20 protein-coding genes and 3 pseudogenes are annotated in these 21,048 nt (G+C 63.2%); 15 read left to right on the top strand and 8 right to left on the bottom strand.

Annotated features, from left to right (window positions below; genetic code table 11):
* The first annotated feature begins 5 nt into the window (after positions 1-5).
* The 6 genes and pseudogenes from JKG68_RS06685 to JKG68_RS06660 all read left to right on the top strand — a co-directional run.
* Entirely contained in the window at positions 6-506 is a 501-nt protein-coding gene (locus JKG68_RS06685; RefSeq protein ID WP_202057246.1) for a winged helix-turn-helix transcriptional regulator, read from the top strand.
* Positions 503-1,096, top strand: a complete 594-nt coding sequence (locus tag JKG68_RS06680; RefSeq protein ID WP_202057245.1) for a 2-hydroxychromene-2-carboxylate isomerase — start codon at positions 503-505, stop codon at positions 1,094-1,096. Before JKG68_RS06685 ends, JKG68_RS06680 begins: the two co-directional genes overlap by 4 nt.
* On the top strand, positions 1,093-1,794 hold the full coding sequence (locus JKG68_RS06675) for an SDR family NAD(P)-dependent oxidoreductase (RefSeq protein ID WP_202057244.1): 702 nt from the start codon (positions 1,093-1,095) through the stop codon (positions 1,792-1,794). The genes JKG68_RS06680 and JKG68_RS06675 overlap by 4 nt, the downstream gene beginning before the upstream one ends.
* Positions 1,795-1,851: 57 nt before the next feature.
* Complete coding sequence (locus JKG68_RS06670; RefSeq protein ID WP_202057242.1) at positions 1,852-2,082, top strand: hypothetical protein; 231 nt, start codon at positions 1,852-1,854, stop codon at positions 2,080-2,082.
* A 104-nt stretch (positions 2,083-2,186) separates the two neighbouring features.
* On the top strand, positions 2,187-3,095 hold the full coding sequence (locus tag JKG68_RS06665) for a tyrosine-type recombinase/integrase (protein WP_202057241.1): 909 nt from the start codon (positions 2,187-2,189) through the stop codon (positions 3,093-3,095).
* 10 nt (positions 3,096-3,105) lie between these two features.
* A pseudogene (locus JKG68_RS06660) lies at positions 3,106-3,810 on the top strand (IS91 family transposase); the annotation flags it as partial.
* Here JKG68_RS06660 and JKG68_RS34490 read toward each other — a convergent pair.
* The 3 genes and pseudogenes from JKG68_RS34490 to JKG68_RS06645 form a co-directional block, all read right to left on the bottom strand.
* Positions 3,781-4,155, bottom strand: a pseudogene (locus JKG68_RS34490) (sigma-70 family RNA polymerase sigma factor); the annotation flags it as partial. The pseudogenes JKG68_RS06660 and JKG68_RS34490 overlap by 30 nt on opposite strands.
* A 36-nt stretch (positions 4,156-4,191) precedes the next feature.
* Positions 4,192-4,371: pseudogene (locus tag JKG68_RS34485) on the bottom strand (NepR family anti-sigma factor); the annotation flags it as partial.
* A 265-nt stretch (positions 4,372-4,636) separates the two neighbouring features.
* The gene (locus JKG68_RS06645) at positions 4,637-4,885 is read right to left on the bottom strand and encodes a DUF6894 family protein (RefSeq protein ID WP_202057240.1); all 249 of its coding nucleotides are present in this window, start codon (positions 4,883-4,885) and stop codon (positions 4,637-4,639) included.
* A gap of 722 nt (positions 4,886-5,607) precedes the next feature.
* Here JKG68_RS06645 and JKG68_RS06640 point away from each other — a divergent pair.
* On the top strand, positions 5,608-6,801 hold the full coding sequence (locus JKG68_RS06640; protein WP_202057238.1) for a sensor histidine kinase: 1,194 nt from the start codon (positions 5,608-5,610) through the stop codon (positions 6,799-6,801).
* A gap of 122 nt (positions 6,802-6,923) precedes the next feature.
* Here JKG68_RS06640 and JKG68_RS06635 read toward each other — a convergent pair whose 3' ends face one another.
* Both JKG68_RS06635 and JKG68_RS06630 read right to left on the bottom strand, forming a co-directional pair.
* Positions 6,924-9,311, bottom strand: coding sequence for an AI-2E family transporter (locus tag JKG68_RS06635; RefSeq protein ID WP_202057236.1), 2,388 nt, complete (start codon positions 9,309-9,311; stop codon positions 6,924-6,926).
* Between the two features lie 120 nt (positions 9,312-9,431).
* The gene (locus JKG68_RS06630) at positions 9,432-9,683 is read right to left on the bottom strand and encodes a hypothetical protein (RefSeq protein WP_202057232.1); all 252 of its coding nucleotides are present in this window, start codon (positions 9,681-9,683) and stop codon (positions 9,432-9,434) included.
* A gap of 298 nt (positions 9,684-9,981) precedes the next feature.
* Here JKG68_RS06630 and JKG68_RS06625 point away from each other — a divergent pair, with 298 nt between their 5' ends.
* Both JKG68_RS06625 and JKG68_RS06620 read left to right on the top strand, forming a co-directional pair.
* On the top strand, positions 9,982-10,188 hold the full coding sequence (locus JKG68_RS06625) for a DUF6894 family protein (RefSeq protein WP_202057231.1): 207 nt from the start codon (positions 9,982-9,984) through the stop codon (positions 10,186-10,188).
* Positions 10,189-10,340: 152 nt separating this feature from the next.
* Positions 10,341-10,586, top strand: a complete 246-nt coding sequence (locus JKG68_RS06620; protein WP_202057230.1) for a DUF6894 family protein — start codon at positions 10,341-10,343, stop codon at positions 10,584-10,586.
* Here JKG68_RS06620 and JKG68_RS06615 read toward each other — a convergent pair.
* Positions 10,583-11,317, bottom strand: a complete 735-nt coding sequence (locus JKG68_RS06615; RefSeq protein WP_202057229.1) for a Crp/Fnr family transcriptional regulator — start codon at positions 11,315-11,317, stop codon at positions 10,583-10,585. The two genes, JKG68_RS06620 and JKG68_RS06615, sit on opposite strands and share 4 nt — an antisense overlap.
* A gap of 307 nt (positions 11,318-11,624) precedes the next feature.
* Here JKG68_RS06615 and JKG68_RS06610 point away from each other — a divergent pair, with 307 nt between their 5' ends.
* Both JKG68_RS06610 and JKG68_RS06605 read left to right on the top strand, forming a co-directional pair.
* A complete protein-coding gene (locus JKG68_RS06610; protein WP_202057227.1) occupies positions 11,625-12,650 on the top strand; it encodes a patatin-like phospholipase family protein in 1,026 nt (341 codons plus the stop codon).
* A 528-nt stretch (positions 12,651-13,178) separates the two neighbouring features.
* On the top strand, positions 13,179-14,147 hold the full coding sequence (locus tag JKG68_RS06605; RefSeq protein WP_202057221.1) for an IS5 family transposase: 969 nt from the start codon (positions 13,179-13,181) through the stop codon (positions 14,145-14,147).
* A gap of 60 nt (positions 14,148-14,207) precedes the next feature.
* On the opposite strand, the gene JKG68_RS06600 is transcribed toward JKG68_RS06605, so the two are convergent.
* Positions 14,208-14,471 carry a hypothetical protein gene (locus JKG68_RS06600; RefSeq protein ID WP_246515156.1) on the bottom strand — a complete coding sequence of 88 codons (264 nt, stop codon included), beginning with the start codon at positions 14,469-14,471 and terminating at the stop codon, positions 14,208-14,210.
* 638 nt (positions 14,472-15,109) lie between these two features.
* Between JKG68_RS06600 and JKG68_RS06595 the strand changes: the two genes are divergently transcribed.
* Positions 15,110-15,376 (top strand): DUF6894 family protein, encoded by a 267-nt coding sequence (locus JKG68_RS06595; protein ID WP_202057218.1) that lies wholly within the window; start codon positions 15,110-15,112, stop codon positions 15,374-15,376.
* On the opposite strand, the gene JKG68_RS06590 is transcribed toward JKG68_RS06595, so the two are convergent.
* Positions 15,373-16,107, bottom strand: a complete 735-nt coding sequence (locus JKG68_RS06590; RefSeq protein ID WP_202057216.1) for a Crp/Fnr family transcriptional regulator — start codon at positions 16,105-16,107, stop codon at positions 15,373-15,375. The genes JKG68_RS06595 and JKG68_RS06590 overlap by 4 nt on opposite strands.
* A 578-nt stretch (positions 16,108-16,685) precedes the next feature.
* Here JKG68_RS06590 and JKG68_RS06585 point away from each other — a divergent pair.
* The 3 genes from JKG68_RS06585 to JKG68_RS06575 form a co-directional block, all read left to right on the top strand.
* Complete coding sequence (locus tag JKG68_RS06585) at positions 16,686-17,243, top strand: TetR/AcrR family transcriptional regulator (protein WP_202057214.1); 558 nt, start codon at positions 16,686-16,688, stop codon at positions 17,241-17,243.
* 14 nt (positions 17,244-17,257) lie between these two features.
* Positions 17,258-18,448 carry an efflux RND transporter periplasmic adaptor subunit gene (locus JKG68_RS06580; protein ID WP_202057213.1) on the top strand — a complete coding sequence of 397 codons (1,191 nt, stop codon included), beginning with the start codon at positions 17,258-17,260 and terminating at the stop codon, positions 18,446-18,448.
* 6 nt (positions 18,449-18,454) lie between these two features.
* A partial coding sequence (locus JKG68_RS06575; protein ID WP_202057212.1) for an efflux RND transporter permease subunit occupies positions 18,455-21,048 on the top strand: 2,594 nt, incomplete at its 3' end.

Below are 21,048 nucleotides of genomic sequence, written 5' to 3'. Positions count from 1 at the left end.
GCCTTATGAAACCCAAATCCTTTGCCGGAATGCGCTGTTCGATCGCGGGAGCGCTTGAGCTGATCGGTGACAGATGGACGTTGCTGGTAATCCGCGATCTTTTGCTGGGATTCAGACGCTACGACGACCTGCGGGCTAATACGGACATTCCCGCAGCGACCCTCGCCGCGCGTCTGAAACATCTCGTCGAGCATGGCATCGTCGAGCGCGTGCGCTATCAGGAGCACCCGCCGCGCGACGAATATCGGCTGACGCCGAAGGGGCGCGATCTGTGGAAGGTCAGCGTCGCCCTGCGCGAATGGGGCGATCGCTGGGATGCGACCGGCTTCGGCGCGCCGTCCATCGAAATGGTCGATCGTGAGACCGGACGCCCTTTGGTTCTGGCGCTCGTCGACACTGAGACGGGCGTCGCCATTCCCCCCGATCGCGCTCAACTCCGCCCCGGCCCAGGCGCGGGCGACAGCACATCTCGGCTTCTCGATGAACGCACAGGAGCAGGCCGGTGACGCAACCGATTGAACTTTTCTACGACTTCCTCAGCCCATACAGTTACATGGCCTATACCCAGTTGCGCGAGATGGACGTCGATATCGCGCTGCGGCCAATGAAGGCCCTCAAGGTGATGGAACTGGTGGGCAACGTCCCGACCACCCTCACTTGCGCGGCGAAGGGACGTTATGCGCGCGTCGATCTGGCGCGCTGGGCGCAGCGCTATGGCGTACCGCTCAACCCGTCGGACATGCGCGCAAATGACGGCGAGGCCTGTTCGCGAGCGGTCCTAACGGCGCAATCCCCGACCGATGCGGCGGCGATCACCCTGGCGCTTTACCGGGCGATCTGGAGTGACGGCAAGACGCTTGCCAGCCGGGACGACATTGTCACGGAGATCGCGACGACCGGGATCGAGGCCGGCCAGATAGCCGACCGGATCGATGCGCCGGACGTCGTCGCCCAGCTCGACGCCAACACCGCCGAGGCCGCCGAGCGCGGCGTATTCGGCTCACCCACAATCTTCGTCGGACACGCGATGTTCTTCGGCAACGACCGTCTCGATTTCGTGCGCGAGGAACTCGCACGCCTGGAGGAAGCAGCATGACCAATCTCACGACCAAACCGCTCGCTCTCGTGACGGGTGTCGGCCCGGGCACCGGAGCTGCGATCGCGCGTCGCTTTGCCGAGGACGGCTATCGCGTGGCGATGCTCGCGCGGAATGCAGACCGGCTCGCCACGCTGGAAAAGGAAATACCGGACTCGATCGCAGTGCCGTGTGACGTCAGCGATGCCGCCGCGCTGGAGCGGGCGATTGCCGAGGTCGGCAATCCCAAAGTCGTCGTCCACAACGCCGTCGGCGGCGCGTTCGGCACCTTCACCGAGATTGAGGCCGAAACGCTCCAGCGCAACTTCGAGATCAATGCGATGGCGCTGTTCCACCTCGCGCGGCTGACGACGCCCGCGATGATTGCGGCGGGAGAAGGCGCTCTGATCGTCACCGGAAACACCTCGGCGCAACGTGGGCGCGCCGCATTCGCCGGCTTTGCGCCGACCAAGGCCGCGCAGCGCATCCTCGCGGAATCGCTCGCCCGCGACCTGGGACCGAAGGGCGTGCACGTCGCGTACCTCATCATCGACGCGGTGATCGACGTGCCGTGGCAGCGCGAGCGCCTGCCCGAGGCAGCGGACGATTTCTTCATCTCACCTGCTTCGATTGCTGCCGAAGTACATCATCTCGCGCACCAGCCGCGGGACGCCTGGTCGTTCCTCGCCGAGGTCCGTCCCTTTCATGAGCCGTGGTGAACAGATGGCCGACGCGATAGCGAAGGCGCGCCCGACGGTCTCCAGCAACTGCGCGCGATGCTCGCAGGCGACCTGAAGGCGCCGATGGGCGAGAAGCTCGGCTTCGATCTGGTCGAGATCGAGTGCGGCCATGTGGTGTTCGAAGGCACGCCCGACCGCAGCGTCGAGAAGCTCCCAGTATGTCTGAGAAGGGGCGCTAAGCGGTCATTAGCAGCCGCATGCCTGGAAGTCCGTTATGGGTCATTGAACGAACCCGCTCGCGCGGGAGGGCGCGCGTTTCAAGGCTGACGCTTAACCTCTGGCGTCAGTGAGGCTGTGAGCGATCAGAGGTGACGGACGGTGCTCCGCCTCCAAGCTTGAAGGGTCAACCTTCAGCTTGAGAGGAGCGTCTCATGATCGTCCACCCGTCGCCTCCGGCCAGCAGCGCCTTGCGCCAGCGCATGATCGAGGACATGACCGTGCGTGGCTTCACCGCGAAGACCCAGCACGACTACATCCGCTATGTGAAGACCTTCGCCGCCTTCCTCGGCCGCTCCCCGGACAGGGCCACAGCCGAGCACCTGCGCCGGTTCCAGGTGCACCAGACCCAGACGGGCCTCCAGCCTCCAGGCATCAACAGCGCCGTTGCGGCGCTGCGCTTCTTCTTCACCGTGACCCTGGACCGCCCCGACCTCGCCCGCCGTCTCGCGCTCGTCCGCCAGCCGCGCAAGCTGCCACTGGTGCTCAGCCTTGAGGAGGTCACACGGCTGCTCGAAGCGGCGCCAGGTTCGAAGTACAAGGCTGCGCTGGGCACAGCCTACGGCGCTGGACTGCGCGTTTCCGAGATCGTGTCGCTCAAGGTGACCGACATCGACAGCACCCGCATGCTGATCCGCATCGAACAAGGCAAGGGCCGCGAGGACCGCCACGCCATGCTGTCACCGCACCTGCTCGAGCTCCTGCGGGCCTGGTGGCGGGAGGGTCACCGCCAAGGCCTGATGCTGCCCCAAGGCTGGCTGTTCCCGGGCCGCAATCCGGTCACGCCGCTGTCGACCCGTCAGATGAACCGCGCCGTCCACGCCGCGGCCCAAGCGGCCGGGATCCAGAAGCGGGTGACGCCGCACACGCTGCGCCACAGCTTCGCCACGCATCTGCTGGAGCAGGACATCGACATTCGCGTCATCCAGGTCCTGCTCGGCCATGCCAAGCTCGATACTACCGCGCTCTATGCCCGCGTCGCCACCTCCACGATCCGCACGGTCATGAGCCCCCTCGACCGGATCTGGCTTGGACCGCAGGACGAGGCGAGGCCGGACGGATGACAGAGCGGCGGTGAGCCGCCCGTCGCTGGAGGTCGCCGACATCTTCCATCGCCATGGCGCCGCCTGGCGTGCGGCCCAGGCCGGGCATCTCAGCCTTGGCCAGCTCAAGGTGATGACGGCAATCGAGGCCTGCCGCACCGCAGCCCTCGGCGGCCATGTCGAGGCCTGTGAGGACTGTGGCCACATCCGCATCGCCTACAATTCCTGTCGCAACCGGCACTGCCCTAAATGTCAGGGCGCGGCGGCGCAGGACTGGCTCGCTGCGCGCCAGGCCGATCTGCTGCCGGTCGGCTACTTCCACGTCGTGTTCACGCTGCCGGCCCGGATGGCTGCCATCGCCTGGCAGAACAAGGCCGTGATCTATGATCTGCTCTTCCGCACCGCCTCCGAGACGATGATGACTATCGCCGCCGATCCAAGGCATCTTGGTGCCCGCATCGGCATCACCGCCGTGCTCCACACCTGGGGCTCGGCCATGACCCACCACCCGCATGTCCACATGATCGTGCCCGGTGGCGGCCTCTCGCTTGATGGCAAGCGGTGGGTGGCGTGCCAGCCCGGCTTCCTCCTGCCCGTGCGCGTTCTCTCGCGGCTGTTCCGGCGGCTGTTCCTGTCCAAGCTCGCCGACGCCCATGTGGCCGGGCGTCTCCAGTTCTTCGGCGATCATGCGAGCCTCAGCGACCGGCGCGCCTTTGCCGGGCAATGCCTCACGCTGGTCGAGCGGAATCCCCGCCAGAGCCTTGCGGAAGTCCTCAAAGGCGAGACGGGCTCCCTGCTCAGGTGGGACCGAAAGCCGGGTCGCATAGGAGCCATCAGCGTCCTCAACCTCGCGCCGTCGCTTCCGGTATTCGGAATGAAAGAGGTTGCGCAGGATCGTGAACAGCCAGGCATTGAGGTTGGTGCCCACCTCGAAGCGGCGGATGTTGGCCACGGCCCGCACCAGCGTGTCCTGGACCAGATCGTCGGCGCGGTCGGCATTGCTGGCCAGCGACATGGCAAAGGCGCGCAGGCTCGGAACCGCGGCCAGGATCTCGTCGCGCAGGCGCGGGTCAAGCGTCAATGGAATGTTCTCCGCGCGCGCCCCCTGATCAAGAAGGGCCAGGAGCCGTTCCGGTGCGGGCTCACGAAGGATGCTGTCATAGTACTCGCGCAGCTCGCGCCCAATCCAACTCAGGTCGGCAGGACCGAGTGTACCGCCCCCGAGCACGAACTCGCAGTCTTCCGGCGCTCCTGTTTCCGGGAATGCGATGCCGTCCGCCACCTCGTCCTCGTCCATGGGGAACTCCGCTGTCAGAGCCTGGCCGTGCGGGCGAACGTGTCAGCCTGTGGGAGGTTCCCTTGCTTTCCCTCACACTGATGATTGCCCAGGCTTACGAGCGAGTGCAGAGGTTCTGCTGGAGCCCTGCTCCGGTATAACGGTGGGCGAGGCCAGACGGAGCCTCATCGAGAGCGTCGGCATTGACCATGCGCACCAGCGGCTTATCCGCGATAATCAGGATCACAGGACAGGCATCAGACGGGGTAATCGGCGTGGCAGTGCCCTACGCGTCCGCGAGCGCCTTCCGGCGAACCGTCATGGCTACTGCTACGGAGAGCACCGGTTCGCCCTGTTCGTCCCTGACCCGCACACAGATCTCAGGGCTGCGGCGCTTCGGGAGGCTCTCGTGGCCGATCTCGGATGCAGCCTGGATGGCCATGACCTCGGCGGCATTCAGATCCTCCAGCTTGAGGCCTTCATCATCACGGGTGAAGCTGTCCCCGTCCAACACGTCAAAGTAAAAGCGACGCAACGCAATATCTCCTGTTTTGCTTGATGCTTACGAACTACAGGAGAAGCCGTTTGTTCATCAGAGGCGATGAATATGTTCGCCATTTAATGTATGTTAATTCAGTCACTTGACCTATGTCGTGACTCTGGCTCCACAAATCCCATACACAGGTCGCCTGTGCCAAACACGTGAAACCCTGGCGTTAGGCACGAGTTCAGCCAACAGCGTTACGCGCCGTTCTGAACGCATTACCATGAAGGTCCGGTAGTGGCACTCCTGAGATGTAAGCGCTTGGTCCACTTAAGCGCTCAAGAGCGGACGTTCGTTAAGTAGTCGGAATGTGAAAGATTGGCCCACAACAGACATTCCGGTAGTCGGCAAGAACGATCTGCCGTCTCCTGGACGAGGTCACTTCATTCGAGAGGCGGCAGCCGGCTTTGGTGTCAATGAGCGCACCGCCGCAGACAGGAGCCCCGTGTCATCTTCCCGGGGATATCGTTGACGGGGGACCTGGCAGCCGTGGCGCGATACACATGGTCGCGTTGACCCTGAGGCGCGGGCCCTCGCGGCAATGCGGCGACCAGACCTTCTTGATCGCACTAGACAGGATCTCCTTGAAAGAACCGACAAGCTTCGCAGCGTGCCTGCTGGCGGAGCTTCGGCTGCGGCCGAGGCGTATGGTATCAATGAACGAGCTTGGCCTATAGGCGTTACCTCAGGGCGGCAAACGGGAGCATGAGGAATTGGAGCCTGGCCCACAAGCCACCAATGCCGATCAGGGAAGAGCCGAAGATCGGGTCAATGTCTTTCAGCGGGGCGGTGGCCCGTTCGTCGCCGCGGTCGAGGCCACCCGCATGCCCATGGTGGTCACCGATCCCACGGTGAGCGGCAATCCCATCGTCTATGTGAACCAGTCCTTCATTGACCTCTTCGGGTACTCGCGCGAGGAGGTCCTGGGCCAGAACTACTTCTTTCTTGCAGATCCCGACGCCGATCCCGAGGTGGAGCGGCTCATCCGGTCCGCCATGATAGCTGATGAGGCCCTCAACCTCGAGGTCCAGCTTCGGGCCAAGGACGGCCGGGAGGTCTGGGCCGCACAGTTCGTCAGCCCTGTCCACGACGACCAGGGCCGCGTGATCCAGCACTTCGCATCGTTCTGGGACATCACCCGCCGCGTCAGGGCCGAGCGCCGCACTCGGCGCTTGAACGAGGTGCTGGAGAGCCGGGTCAAGGAACGAACCCAGGAGCTTCAGACCGAACTGGATCGCCGACGTGCCCTGGAGGGCGTCCTGACGGAGAGCGTTCGGGAGAAAGACAAGCTTCTTGGTCAAAGGAGCGTGCTGCTGCACGAGGTCAACCACCGGGCCAAGAACAGCATCACCATGGCAATCTCGATGCTGCGCCTTCAGATGGCCCGCCAGGGCGATCCCGGTGTTTCGGAGGCCTTGGAAAACGCCATCCAGCGGCTCGACCACCTTGCCCGCATTCACGAACTCCTCTACCGCCAAGACAGCAACGACGTGCAGTCGGTTGATATGGCTGGCTACCTGACGGAGTTGTGCCTGAACTTCGGCCATCTCCGGAACCCGGAGGATCATCGCATCGAACTGGTCAGCGACGCCGATGACATCACTCTGGATGTCGATCGGGCCATCAACGTAGCCCTGATTGCCGGCGAGGCGATCACCAACGCTCTCAAGCATGCCTTTCCCGACAAGCGGCGGGGTGCGGTTCGCGTCGGGCTGCACCAGGAAGGGGATGACGTGCTTCTCTCCATTGAGGACAACGGCGTGGGCCTTCCTACCACTCGGCGCCAAGGGTCCATGGGCATTCGCCTGATCGAGGGCATGGCCCGAAGTCTCAATGGTACCTTGACCATCGAGGGCGACCGCGGGACGCGGATTGCCGTGCGCTTTCCAGCCAAGCTTGGATCGTAAGCCGATCCGGTCGACAAGAGGCATCCCAATCACCCTCAGGCGACGATCAACTCCGTGAGGGCAGAGTCTGGCACCGGGCTGACATAAGCTGACTTCTCCCACGAGGGAACTGAAGCAGACCTTCATACGGCCATGCTTGAAGGCTGTCCCTGGCCGAGGATAGCCACCAGCTCGTCAGCCATTTCCTGAAGGCGTTGGCGGTCGGGTTCCGGGAATTCGCGCGGTTTGGTGTCGATAACGGAGAGGCAACCAACGGCTAACCCGGAAGACGTCCGCAATGGAGCTCCGGCATAAAAACGGATGCCCTTCTCCAGAACAAGCGGATCGTCGGCGAACCGGGGGTCCTCGGTGACATCTTCGGACACGATCACCTCGTTCGCCGCTACGACGTATGCATCCAACGACCCGTGAGCGGAGTACCCAGTGGCCTGGTGACTCACGGGGGTACCGGTTGCTTCATCCCTGGGATGGGGGACCTCGTCGGCCAGCGACACGAGGGCGATCGGCGCGCCAAAGGCCTGGGCGACTTTCCTGGAGATCTCGTCGAAGCTCCGTGCGCTCACGGAGGTCAGGCCGAGGTCGTGCAGCGCAACAAGCTGCTCTTGCTCCGTGGCGGGATAGATCGGGGGCGTTCCAGCAGCGGATGTCGTGCGGGAGAGCCATGCGTGCACCTGGTTGATCCACGCTTCCAGTGAGCTGAATGCCGCATCAGCCGCCATCTGGTTCGCGAGCGCATCCGTCTGCTCTGTGCTCGGCGCTGGGTTCCAGCAGCAGACTGCGAGCTTCACATGGGGTGCCCGGCGCCGGAGGCGACGGCAGATATACCGGGCATACACCTGCGGCTGTGGGTGGAGATAGGATAGGCAGACGACGTCCACACCCTGAAGATCGAGCTGCTCCAGGGCCCCTTGGCTGACGGCGATTGGCGGCAGGGCACGCGCACCAATGCCGCGTTCCCCGAGCACCTGCGCCATCATCTCGGCCGCCGCACGATCAAGCTCCGTGCGCCCGGCCACACAGAGGAGCGACGGCTGTTGCGCCTCACCCGCAGACGGCAAGTCGTCCTTGCCGCTCCCTGCATTCGCTTGGTCGCCGGAGGCTGCCTTTTCCCGAACGTGGTCCTCGATCTCCCGGACGACACAGATTGCCGTATCCGCAACGAGACGTCTGTAATTGGTGTCCGTGGTGCTGCGTTGGCGGTCGTTCTCTGCCAAGCGAAGAGCGGGGATGGCGACATTGTCGTAGAACTCACGCGAGGAGTGTTCGTCGACGTAGTCCTCGGCCAGTTCGACTGCCTCCTCCAGATTGCCGGCGAGAAGACGCTGATAGAGACGCTCTTCCGGTGCAAGAACCGGATCGCTGCCCAGGAGGATGCCTAGAAACTCGAGACGCGGCACGTAGCGGCCAATGACGATCAGGCAGACCGTGAGAGGTGTTGCCAGGAACAGCCCGACCGGACCCCACAAGGTCGTCCAGAAAATCGCCGCCATGATAATGGCCAGCGACGACAGGCCCGTGCTGGAGCCGTAGAGCCACGGCTCGATGACGTTGTTGCTGACGAGCTCCGCCAGGAGGAATAGTCCGACGACCCAGAACAGCATGGTCCAGCCGGGATCGACCGCAATGGAAAGGGCAATGGGGAAGAGGGCTGCCAAAAAGGGACCGAGATAGGGAACGAACCGCAGCACTGCCGCGAGCAAGCCCCATAGCACCGCGTTTGGTACGCCGATGAAGTAAAGGGCAAGCCCGATGGGAACCCCGTAGGTCAGGTTCACCAGGAGCTGCATCAGGAGATAGCGGCTGACCCGGGCGGCCGCATCGTTGATGGCTTGCGTGCTCTTCTGGAGATCGCCTGCTCCGGCAAGCTTGATGAAGCGGTCGCGCAAATCCTCCCGCTCGAGCAGCACGAAAATCACGAAGATGATGACCAGGCCGGCGGTCGCGAGCGGCGCCAGCAGAGGGCCAACGATAGTCTGGATCATCTCCAGCGGGCGGGGGCCGGGAGGCTCCAGCCTAACAGTGATCGGTTCCTGCGGTGTGCTTCCGCCGAGCGCAGAGCCGGGTGCCTGCGCCGGCTTGTCCTCGGGTCGCCCCTCGCCGGAGATTTCCTTGCCGAGATCCTGGATCGTGGTGGTGACCCTTTCAACAACACCGCCGCCGGTTGCCGACTGCTGCAAGGATCGGATCTTCTGGGTGATAGTCGTCTGGTAAGACGGTAGGTTGTTGGCGAGTTGGACAAGTTGACTGCCAACAACGAAGCCAATGCCGCCGATGGCGATGAAGGCAAGGGTGACGGCAATCAGCACCGCGGCGATCCGGGGTAGCTTCAGGCGCCGGAGCCAATTGACCAAAGGTGTAAGCGCAAAGCTCAGGAGTATGGCGAGGGCAAAAGGGATGAAGATGTCTCGGCCGACGTAAAGCCCTCCGATGGCCAGGACGATACCGCCAGCGGTCAGAAGAGGGGAGCTCGCGGGCTGTGCAACGGGTGGGGGAAGGGCCGGGCCAGCCATGATACGGTGCTCTCAGCTCAGGCTGCTCACAGGACAATCCGGCCTTGGCTCATTGGATCCGCTCCCTTGTACGGGATCTTGGATCATCCCATCAGAATGGAGGCTGCAAGTTCAGCACACCTATGCGCACCAGGGGCTCAGGAACTGGGTCTCGTCGCTGCCCTGTGGTTCGAACAGCGTGACGCGACTGATCTCTTCTGGCCCTCGTTGGCCCGTCTTGCGGTCTGTTTTCGAGATCTGCTTAAACTGCTCCACAGGGGCCCTGCGCCGGATGATCGCCTCGATGTGCTCTCGTGTGCGCGCCTTTCGGGCTTGCGCAGGCAGCGGCAGACCTTCAACGGAGCCTGACACTTGGTCTTCATTCTGAGGCATCTGGCTTGCCTCCTTCTCACGGGTCGCGCCTAAGGACCTTTCCCCAAGAGATTGCTCACTAAGTCACAACGGCGATCCAAACTCCCACCCCAGCAGGAATCAGGGCTCAGAAGCTAACAGGTCTTGATGGCACTAAACGTCTGGTTACCCGATCTGTGTGCTGGCCGCTCTGATCTGGATTAAGCGTGGCCGCAAATTTATGCGTTAGTCGACACTCCACTGCTCCAAAATCTAATCTGGATCATAGACGCGCTCCCAATACCGCAGGACGGTTGTGGCATGAACCCGGGGAGGCCACATGCCACGTTACTTCTTTCACCATCGCATCGGCGACAGGATGATGTGGGACCCCATCGGGCTCGATCTGCCAGACCTGAAGTTGGCTCCCGACCCGGACCGGGCCGCGGCGGTGTGGATAGAAATCATCGAAGGCCGGATCGAGCCAGACCAGATCCTGGTGGTCACCGATGCTGTTGGGCAGGTGCTGTTCGTCACTGCCCGATAATTTCCGAAACGCAGGCCTGTCCTTGCCTGGATGGCGCCGCTCGCATTCGGATCCGTGTGATCCCATATGGAAATCATCGGTGGCCAGGAGTTCGGTCTGTTGCCAAATGAGAGATGCGACATGCTCCCGCCTTATGGGCTGAGGAGCATCCCATGCCCTGCTACTTCTTCTATATGAACGACGGCTCCTCGGTTCGCGACGCCGAGGGCACGGAACTGCCTGACATCTACGCAGCCCAGGATCAGGCGATCCGCACCAGCGGTGAGATCCTGCGCGACAGGGGTGCCAAGTTCTGGAACGGCACCGAATGGAAGCTCGAAGTCACTGACGAGAGCGACCAGGTCCTGTTCGTGCTCCGCTTCTCGGCCGAGGAGAAACTCGATCCTGGAACATCCTAGAGGCTTTGTTCCCGGAAGCCGTCCTGCTCGGCCAGATGCAGGTAATTCGAATTGAAGCCGCTGAGGGCCATCAGCCGCTCCACATCAAGAATGACAAGGTTTTTGCCTTTCAGGGTAATCAGTCCACTCGCCCGCAATCGCTGAAGGATCCGGTTCACGTGCACCCCTGTCAGGCTCACGGTGTCGGCCAGCTCGCCCTGGGTGATCGGAAGTTCATATTGGTTGCCGTTCGTCAGCCCGACCGTTTGCAGGCGCAGCAGCAATTCGCACAGAAGATGGCCAACGCGTTGCTCAGATCGGCGGGCACCGATGTTCACCAGCCACTCGCGTAAGGTCGCCTCATCGACCAGTGCGGCCCACCAGAATGCCCGCGCGAGGGCAGGCCTCTCCATCAGCTCCAGAATGCGCGCGCGGGGGATCTTTACCACCGTGCAGGCGGACAGGGTGGCGATGGTATGGTCCATGGTCTTCAGAATGAACACATGAAGATCGCAGAAGTCGCCTGGCACCAAGTAAGCCATGATCTGCCGGCGGCCGGTCGGGAGAACCTTGTAGCGGCAGGCGAAGCCCTCCAGGATCAGGTTGACATCACTTGGCGTGTCGCCCTCTCGGATCAGATCCGTCCGCGGGCCAACCGCCCGGGCAGAGCGGATGACATCATCCAGGAGGAGGCGGTCGGCATCCGGCAGAGGCCCGAACGCCTCCAGCTTGCGGGTAAGCAGATTTGCCATGGGCCAGCCTCCTGAGCCCTGTCATCCTTGAAGTAGCGGAAGCGCCTGTCCGGCCAAGAGGCCCATGCCCAATAGACGTGTTGCCTCAAATTACATCAGGCCTCGCCTCCTTGTGACACTGACCTGAGCAGTGCCCTTTGTTCCATGCTTATTGTGCAGTGCAGCCTGCGGCCGAGCCTATGCTGCAATGCAGCAACTGCTGGTCATCTCAGACGTTCACAGTGCTCCTGTCGGGCTTGTTCATCCGATCGGCCGTGCTGCACCACCGATCAACACAACTATAACCCGCGGCACTATGGAGGCAGACATGAACCTTCTCAATCCCATCACAGAGCCGCTTCCGCTTGCACAGACAGGCATTCTGCCGCCGGCCCGGTCTTCCCGACTCAAGACAGCGGGAACCAGGCCAAGGCGGATCTCGCTTGCGCTCCAGGGTGGGGGTGCCTTCGGCGCCTTCACGTGGGGTGTGCTCGACCGGTTTCTGGAGGAGGACGTGTCCTTCGATGTCGTAAGCGGCGCCAGTGCGGGCGCCATGAACGCCGTGCTGCTCGCCTCCGGCTTGGCGCAGGGTGGTGCCGCGGAAGCGCGCGCTACGCTGGAGCGGTTCTGGCGCAAAGTCAGCGAGGTGGGCAGTCATAGCCGCTTTCTCACGTCAAATCCCATTCTGACGCGGGTGACGTCGCACCTGTCGCCCTACCAGTTCAATCCCTTCGATCTGAGCCCCTTGCGGGACATCCTCACGACCGAGGTCGACATCGAGGCCGTGTGCCGGCGAGCGCCTGTGCGGCTGCTGCTTGGAGCGACACGGGTCCGGGACGGGGCGCTGCGGCTCTTCCGCAACAAGGAGTTGACCTATGATGTTGTCCTCGCCTCGGCGTGCCTGCCGCAACTGCATCAGGCCGTGTTGATCGATGGCGAGCCGCATTGGGACGGCGGCTACGCGGCCAACCCTCCGCTGATGCCGCTGGTGACCGCCACACGGGCATCGGACTTGGTGGTCGTGCAGATCATTCCCACGAACGATGCTGATTTACCGACAACCTCAGGGGCTATCGATAAGCGGGTGAACCAGATCACCTTCAGCAACTCCCTACAGAGAGATTTGGAAGCCTTGTCGATGATGGCTCAGCTTTGCCGGGAAGGCGACATGCAGGGCTCGAGTCTCGGACGTAAGCTGCAACGTCTTAAGCTGCACCACCTGATTGCTGAGGATCATGTTGATGGCTTGAGTGGGCTCAGCTTCATGAACACGGACTGGGGGCATCTTCAGCATCTGCGGGATCAAGGCCGGTCGGCGGCGGAGGCTTGGCTTGCGCGGCAAGCGAAACATTAGCCACGGCAGATAGTCTCGCTCCAGGCGATAAGGCCCTGTCGATTCCGTAAGGAAGCCGCTCGGGGGAACATTGACGCTTGCCCTGGCGTTGCTTCAGTATCTCGCCGGAAAAGGAGAGCCGGATTAATACCCTGCACAACGACATAGCCATCGCCGCGTGTATCGACGGGGATGGATCGAAACGAACCCTGGTTTGCTTTGAACGGCACCAGGGTTTTCTCTTAGATGCAGGATGAGATCGACCAAGAACAGCTTGAGGCGTGGACGGGTCCTCTCTCAACGGTCAGAAGCGTCGACCTGATCTACCGCCACGATATGCCCCTCGTGCTCCAAGTGTAGATAGTTCGGCTCTGTCGCGAAACTGAGATGAGGACAGAAAGACGGTTATTCCACCTGCCGGCCTCACGCAGCCAGTCTGTCGAATTGCTCGGCGAGAGATAGCAGCCCGCTTTGTTGCACGAATAGGAGAGTTGGTAACCTGAACCCGATCTCATAGGAGCACTGTGCCCTTCCTGTCGGATGTCTCTCGTGCCGTTCAAAGCCAATGCCACTCGCCGGCACCGCATTCCCAAGCAGCGATATCGGGTGACAAATTGGGCCGAGTACGATGCCAGTCTGCGTCAGCGCGGCAGTCTCACGGTCTGGTTCTCTGAGGAGGCGATCGCCGCCTGGCGGGCCGAGCCTGGAAGGACACGGGGTGGTCAACCTCACTACTCGGCTCTTGCGATCCGAACGGCGTTGACGCTCCGGGCGGTGTTTCGGCTGGCGTTGCGCCAAACCGAAGGACTGATCGGCTCGCTCCCCCAACTCCTCGGCTTAGATCTGGCGGTGCCGGATCATTCGACTCTGAGCCGTCGGGCCGAAATTCTTGAGGTCTCAAAGCTATGTCCAAGCTCCAGAAGACCCGTCCACCTGGTGGTGGACAGCACCAGCCTTCGGCTCTGTGGACCCGGCGAGTGGCTCGTCGCGAAGCATGGCCCCCAAAGGCGCCGCTCCTGGCGAAAGTTGCACGTTGGCGTTGATGCTGCGACTGGGCAGATGCTCGCTTCGGAGCTGACGACCAGCGATGTTGATGATGGCTCAAAGGTCGAGCCCTTGCTCGGCCAGATCGCGGCGCCACTTGCGTCCTTCATCGGCGATGGAGCCTACGATCAGGCTGACGTCTACGGAAGGGTTGCCTCGCGCCGTCCTGAGGCCGACGTCATAGTCCCGCCCCGGTCAACGGCTGTGTCGAGTGAGATGGCAGGGAGCGCTCCGACCCAGCGCGATCAACATCTCCACAGCATTGCCGAGCATGGACGCATGGGCTGGCAGAAGCGGTCCGGGTACAATCGGCGGTCTCTGGTGGAGGCTGCCATCAGCCGGCTGAAACGAGTGATCGGAGACGCCTTACGTTCACGGACGGATCGGCGTCGCGCGATCGAAATTGCCATTGCAGTCCATGCGCTCAACCGCATGCTTAAGTTTGGACGCCCGAAGTCCATTCGCACCACCTGAACAAAGGCATGGCGTGGGCTCAGTACGTTCACCAACTGATTCATGCAACACAGTATCATTTTATGCGATCCTACCCATCAAGGTTCTTTGAACCCAGGCTCCGGCTTCCTCGGGCGTCTTGAATACGGGTGGAGCGATACGGACATCGCAATGGCCGAAACCCGCCTCCAGGTGCCACAGCCCCTTGTACTCAGGGCCATGGTACTCGCCGTCGAGGCGGACGATCACGGCAGCAAGTTGGCCGTCTGCGAGAACAAGGCTGCCCTCACTGTCGTGGCCGTCAATGAGTACGCGCATGGGCTGGAACGAGATGTCGAGGGTCATGGCCTTCGCCTTCGGGTTGGGGCGAAGGGTCAGATGCCAAGTGGCCAGACACCCAGTGCAACATCAAAGCAACGCCGGAAAATGACGAATGTTCAGATACTTAACAGTAAGTCCATAAAGGGTATCCTGCCAAATTGGGCAGCAGCTTTCCACACGTGCCTATGACCGGCCGAGAGTGCCCATGAAAAAGTGCCGCGCCCGGTCTTATGACCATGTTCGCGACCCTTTGGACCGTATTTGCCCCTACGGCGAAGCATGCTTATCTTCCCCGAAGGAGGCATGCAATAAGTACAAGCACCTACTTTAGGACCACGCAGTGTCAGATTACCGCACCTAATCCTAATCCAAGTTAGTGACAGGGCGCACCTGAGTTGAATAATCATCCAACAACCGGATCCCAATTTTGCCCCTGCGGATCCGCAACTTTAAGCGCCGTCTTCGGACAGGCGCTTTTTTCTTGGCCGCTGCCTTCTTCTACTGACATTCGATAAAGCGCATCCTGCGAACTATGCATTCATGACCGCCCCGCTCGCATCGGAACTCGGAGACCCCATATGAGGGCTATCGGTAGCCCGCGTCGGGCTGTTGCCGACTGAGAGATCCGATGCGCTCCCGCCCTTAAGGCAGAGGAGCACCCCATGCCCCGCTACTTCTTCCACGTGACAGACGGCCACTCGGAACGCGATACCGAGGGCACGGAGTTGCCCGACATCTACACCGCCCAGGATCAGGCGATCCGCACCAGCGGGGAGCTCCTACGCGATATGGGTGCCAAGTTCTGGAACGGCTCCGAATGGAAGCTGGAGGTCACTGACGAGCAGGGCCAGATCCTGCTCACTCTGCGCTTCTCGGCCGAGGAGCACCTCGCTTCGACCGATCCCTCACGCGACCCGGGTTCTGCTTAGAGGCTCTGTTCCGAGATGCCGTTTTGCTCGGGGAGGTGCAGGTAGTTGGGGTTGAAGCCGCTGAACGCCTTCAGCCTCGCGGCGTCCAGAATGACTAGGTGCTTGCCCTTGAGCGTGATCAGCCCATCCCTGCGCAGGCGCTGGAGCACCCGGTTCACATGCACGGACGTCAGGCCGGTGGTATCAGCCAACTCGGCCTGGGTGATGGGCAGCTCATACGTGTCACCGTTAGTCAACCCGACCGTTTCCAGCCGCAGCAGCAGCTCGCACAGAAGATGGGCGACCCGGTGCTCGGCCTTTCGGGCACCGACGTTGACCAACCATTCGCGCAACGTGGCCTCGTCCACCAGCGCCGCCCACCAGAACGCCCGCGCGATGGCCGGCCGCTCCATCAGCGCCAGGATCTGGGCTCGCGGGATCTTCACCACCGTGCAGGGGGACAGCGTGGCAATGGTGTGATCCATGGCCTTGAGGATGAAGACATGCAGGTCGCAGAAGTCGCCCGGCACCAGGTAGGCCATGATCTGGCGGGTGCCGTTCGGGATCGTCTTATAGCGGCAGGCGAAGCCCTCCAGGATCAGGTTCACGTCGCTTGGTGCTTCACCTTCGCGGATCAGATCCACCCGAGGCCCGACAGCCCGGACCGGGCGGATCACCTCGTCCAGGAAGAGCCTGTCCGCGTCTGGCAGAGGTCCGAAAGCCTCCAGCTTGCGGGTGAGCACGTTCATCATCGGGAAGTCTCCTGAACCTACCGAACTTAAGGTACAGGCCTGGGTCTCGTTCCATAAACGCAGGCGCCGTCCACACAAGCCTACCCGCAACTTGAGCCCGAAACTCCGAAAGGTCCGAACCTGGCAGATTGTGTTGAAAAACTCCGCAGGTACCGTTTTTCGGGTGCTCGACGTACAGGATACTGGGCCTCGTCGGGCACACAGGCCCTACTAATAGACCGACACAGCAGCACCCGGAAGTTTTTCAACAAAATCTGCCAAAAGCGGTCCTTCGCTCAATCTGCGCCGGCCGCTTCGCTGCCCCCGCGCCTCGGCCTCATCAAATTCTCGGAGGAGACTCGGGACCGGCCCCGGATCGAGAGGGCCTTGCGCCTGACAATTTTCAATGGCTGTGGTGAGCAGCACTCTCCCTTGATGTGGATTTGCGGAGCAGCGTCCTGGATCTCGCCTGATTTGGGTTTTGGGAGCTGGATATCGGCAGGTACATCGATCGGTTGCCCTGAGGACGGCCTAATCAGTCCCCCTTGAATTAAAGTACGAACGTTCGTATATGAATTCCCGAAGGACACTGGACGGCCATGGCGAGAACCCGGAAGATCATAGCGGACGACATCCTCGACGCAGCCGAGCGCGTCGTCACCCGTTCGGGTGCGGCCGGCCTGTCCATCGATGCCGTGGCGCAGGAGGCTGGTGTCAGCAAGTCCCGGGTCGTCTACGACCACAAGTGCAAGGCAGACCTCCTCGAGGCGCTCGTCGACCGCCAGGTGTCGCGCGAGCACGAGCGCATCGCGAAGGCCGTCGCCGAACACGCCGACGCGCCCCACCCCGAACTCTACGCCAGGATCGCCGTCTACGGACCGAAACCGAACGACACCGACAGGGCGGTGGTCCTCGCCCTCAGTGCCTCCATGCCGGGTCACGAGGAACTGCAAACGCGCATGCGGGAGTGGACCGACACCGCGCTGGACGGCATGGCCAGCGGTCCGCGCCCCAAGGCTGCGCTCATGGCCTTCCTGGCCCTCAACGGCCTCTCGTGCCTCGAACTCTTCGGATTCCATCAGTGGGACGAGACCAAACGGTCCGCGATCCTCGACGGCATTCGCACGATCTACGCCACCTTCCCCGAAGACCAATAGTCACGGACCCCATCATGTACAGCACACAACGGTCGCGCCTGACGGCGTGCCTGATCGCCACCACGTTCCTCGCGCTCTCGTCCGGCGGCGCCCTCGCGCAAGCCGGCGGGGCCATGCCGCCGCCCGCCGTCGGCGTGATCCAGCTCCAGGCGCGGCCGGTCCCGGTCGTGAACGAGTTGCCGGGGCGCATTGCGGCGACCCGCACCGCCGAGGTCCGCGCCCGTGTGTCCGGCATCCTCCAGGAGCGCGTGTTCCAGCAGGGCAGCCGGGTCAAGCAGGGCGACGTGCTCTTCCGCATCGAGCCCCGCCTGTTCCGGGTTCGGATCGACAGCGCCGAGGCATCGCTGCAAAAGGCCAAGGCGATCCAGGCCAATGCCCGCCAGCAGCTCGAGCGCCAGAAGACCCTGATGGACAGGAACGTCACCAGCGGCGTCGCCTACGACGAGGCCGTCGCCAACCTGGCCCAGGCCGATGCCGACGTCGGTCTCGCCGAGGCCGCGCTCGCGGAGGCTCGGATCAATCTCGATTACACCGAGGTTCGGGCCCCGATCACCGGGATCATCGGTGGCGCCCTCGTCACGGAAGGCGCCCTCGTCACCGCCGAGGGCGCCTCCGCCCTTGCGCTCATCCAGCAGGTCGATCCGGTCTATGCCGACTTCACCCAGTCGGCCCAGGAGCTGCTGGCGCTCAAGAGAGCGGTGGAGCAGAAGACCCTTGCCAGCCCTGCCCCGGGCGAGGCGCGGGTGGAGCTCGTCATGGACGATGGCACCGTCTACGGGCAGCCGGGCCGCCTGCTGTTCGCCAGTGCTAGCGTGGCGCCGACCACCGGACAGGTGACGCTGCGGGCCGAGTTCCCGAACCCGAAGGGAGATCTGCTGCCCGGGATGTACGTTCGCGTGCGCCTCGAGCAGGGGGTGCGGCAGGCCGGCGTGACCGTTCCCCAGCGCGCCGTCGTGCGGACCGCGGCGGGCGAAGCCCAGGTCTATGTCCTCGGGGACGACAACACCGCGCAGGCGCGCAACCTCACGCTGGGCCGCTCCATCGGTCAGGACTGGGTGGTCGAGGCCGGCCTCGACGGCTCCGAGCGCATCGTCGTCGACGGTGTCCAGAAGGTGCAGGCCGGCGGCAAGGTCGCGCCCGAACCCTGGAAGTCCGCCTCGACCGAACCCACCACCACATCCGCGACCAGCAAGGCGGTCGAGTAACCGATCATGGCACAGCTCTTCATCCGGCGCCCGATCCTGGCCTGGGTCTTCGCGCTCTTCATCTCCATCGCGGGCGTGCTCGCGATCCCGTTCCTGCCGATCGCGCAGTATCCGAAGGTCGCCCCGCCGCAGCTCACCATCACGACCACCTACCCGGGCGCATCGCCGCAGGAGATCTACCAGGGCGTCACCCGGCAGATCGAGGAGGAGCTGAACGGGGTCGAGGGCCTGCTGTACTTCGAGTCCACCTCCGACAGCTCGGGCTGGGTCAGCATCAACGCGACCTTTGCCGCCGGCACGAACATCGACCAGGCCTCCGTCGACGTCCAGAACGCCATCCGGCGCGTCGAGGCCCGCCTTCCCGCCACCGTGCGCTCCCAGGGCATCAACGTCGAGGAGGCAGGCTCCGGCTTCCTGATGGTGGTGGCGCTGACCTCCACCGACGGCACCCGTGACCCGGTGGCGCTGGGGGACTACATCAACCGCAACATCATCGGCGAGATCCGCCGCATCGACGGCGTCGGCCGCGCCCAGCTCTACGCCGCCCAGCGGGCACTCCGTGTCTGGATCGACCCCGACAAGATGGTCGGCCTCAACCTGACGTCGGCGGACGTCAACGCTGCCATCGCGGCCCAGAACGCCCAGGTCGCCGCGGGTCAGATCGGCGCCGCCCCGAACCCGGTCAGCCAGGACATCACCGCCACCGTCATCGTCCAGGGGCAGCTCACCAACGTGCAGCAGTTCGGCGACATCATCCTGCGCGCCAACCCGGACGGCTCCACGGTCCGGCTCAAGGACATCGCCCGGATCGAGGAAGGAGCCGAGACCTACAACTTCTCGAGCCGCCTCAACGGCCAGCCGAGCGCGGCGCTGGCCATCCAGCTCTCCTCGACCGGCAACGCGCTTGCGGTCTCGAAGGCCATCCAGGCCAAGATGGCGCAACTGGAGAATTTCTTCCCCTCGGGCATCGCGTACGCCATCCCCTACGACACCAGCCCCTTCGTCTCGGCCTCGATCGAGAAGGTGATGCACACGCTCCTCGAGGCGATGGTCCTCGTGTTCGTGGTGATGTTCGTCTTCCTCCAGAACATCCGCTACACCCTCATCCCGACGCTCGTGGTACCCGTGGCGCTGCTCGGAACCTGCGCCGTCATGTACGCGACCGGGTTCTCGATCAACGTGCTCACCATGTTCGCCATGGTGCTGGCCATCGGCATCCTCGTCGACGACGCCATCGTGGTTGTCGAGAACGTCGAGCGCATCATGGCCGAGGAGGGTCTCCCGCCCAGGGCCGCGACCCAAAAGGCCATGGGCCAGATCACGGGGGCGATCCTCGGCATCACGCTGGTGCTGGCCTGCGTCTTCATCCCGATGGCGTTCTTCCCGGGCTCGACCGGCGTCATCTACCGCCAGTTCAGCCTGACCATGGTGGTGTCGATCCTGTTCTCCGCCTTCCTGGCGCTCTCGCTGACGCCTGCCCTGTGCGCGACCTTCCTCAAGCCGATCAAGCATGGGCATCACGAGAAGCGTGGTCTCGGAGGCTGGTTCAATCGCAAGTTCGACAGGTTGACGGCTGGGTACTCCACCGTCGTGACGGGGATGGCACGCCGGGCCGGACGGATGATGGTGGTCTACCTCGCCCTCGTCGTGGGCTTGGGCTACCTCTTCATCAGCCTGCCCACGGCCTTCGTGCCCAACGAGGACCAAGGCTTCCTGGTCGTCGACATCCAGGCCCCGCCGGAGGCGAGCGCCAACCGCACCCGTGCCTCTGTCGAGCGGATCGAGGCGATCTTCAGGGAGGAGCCGGCGGTGGCGAACATCGTGGCCATTCAGGGCTTCAGCTTCTCGGGCATGGGCGCGAACGCCGCCATCGCCTTCGTGACGCTGAAGGACTGGGCCGAGCGCGGCGATGGAAACACCGTTCAGGAGATCGCCAACCGGGCGAACATGAAGCTCTTCGGGCTCAAGGACGCCACGGCCTTCGCGCTGTCGCCGCCGCCGATCGAGGGCTTCGGCACGACCAACGGCTTCTCCTTCCGGCTCCAGGACCGGAGCGGGTTGGGTCAGGAAGCGCTCAAGAAGGCCAATGCCGAGCTCATGGCGAAGGCCGGCAGCGGCACCATCGTCACGGGCCTGCGGGTGGAAGGTATGCCGGATGCCGCGCAGGTGATGCTGGTCATCGATCGCGAGAAGGCCAACACCTTCGGCGTATCGTTCTCCGACATCAACAACGCGATCACCGCCAACCTCGGCTCGTCCTACATCAACGACTACCCGAACGCGGGGCGGATGCAGCGTGTCATCGTCCAGGCGCAGGACCGCAGCCGCCTTCAGATCGAGGACGTGCTCCGGATTAACGTGCGCAACGCCAACGGCGGCATGGTGCCCCTGTCCTCCCTGGCGATTGCCGAATGGCGCAAGGGATCGCCGCAGATCGTGGGCTACAACGGTTATCCGGCGGTGAGGCTGTCGGGCCAGCCTGCGCCCGGATACTCCTCGGGCGCGGCCATCGCCGAGATGGAGCGGCTGGCGTCCGAGTTGCCCGAGGGCTTCGGCTTCGAGTGGACGGGACAGTCGCTCGAGGAGATCACCTCCGGTTC

The sequence above is a fragment of the Microvirga aerilata genome (assembly GCF_016743775.1).
GTDB classification, from domain to species: domain Bacteria; phylum Pseudomonadota; class Alphaproteobacteria; order Rhizobiales; family Beijerinckiaceae; genus Microvirga; species Microvirga aerilata.
This window is presented reverse-complemented; position numbering and strand designations above follow the sequence as displayed.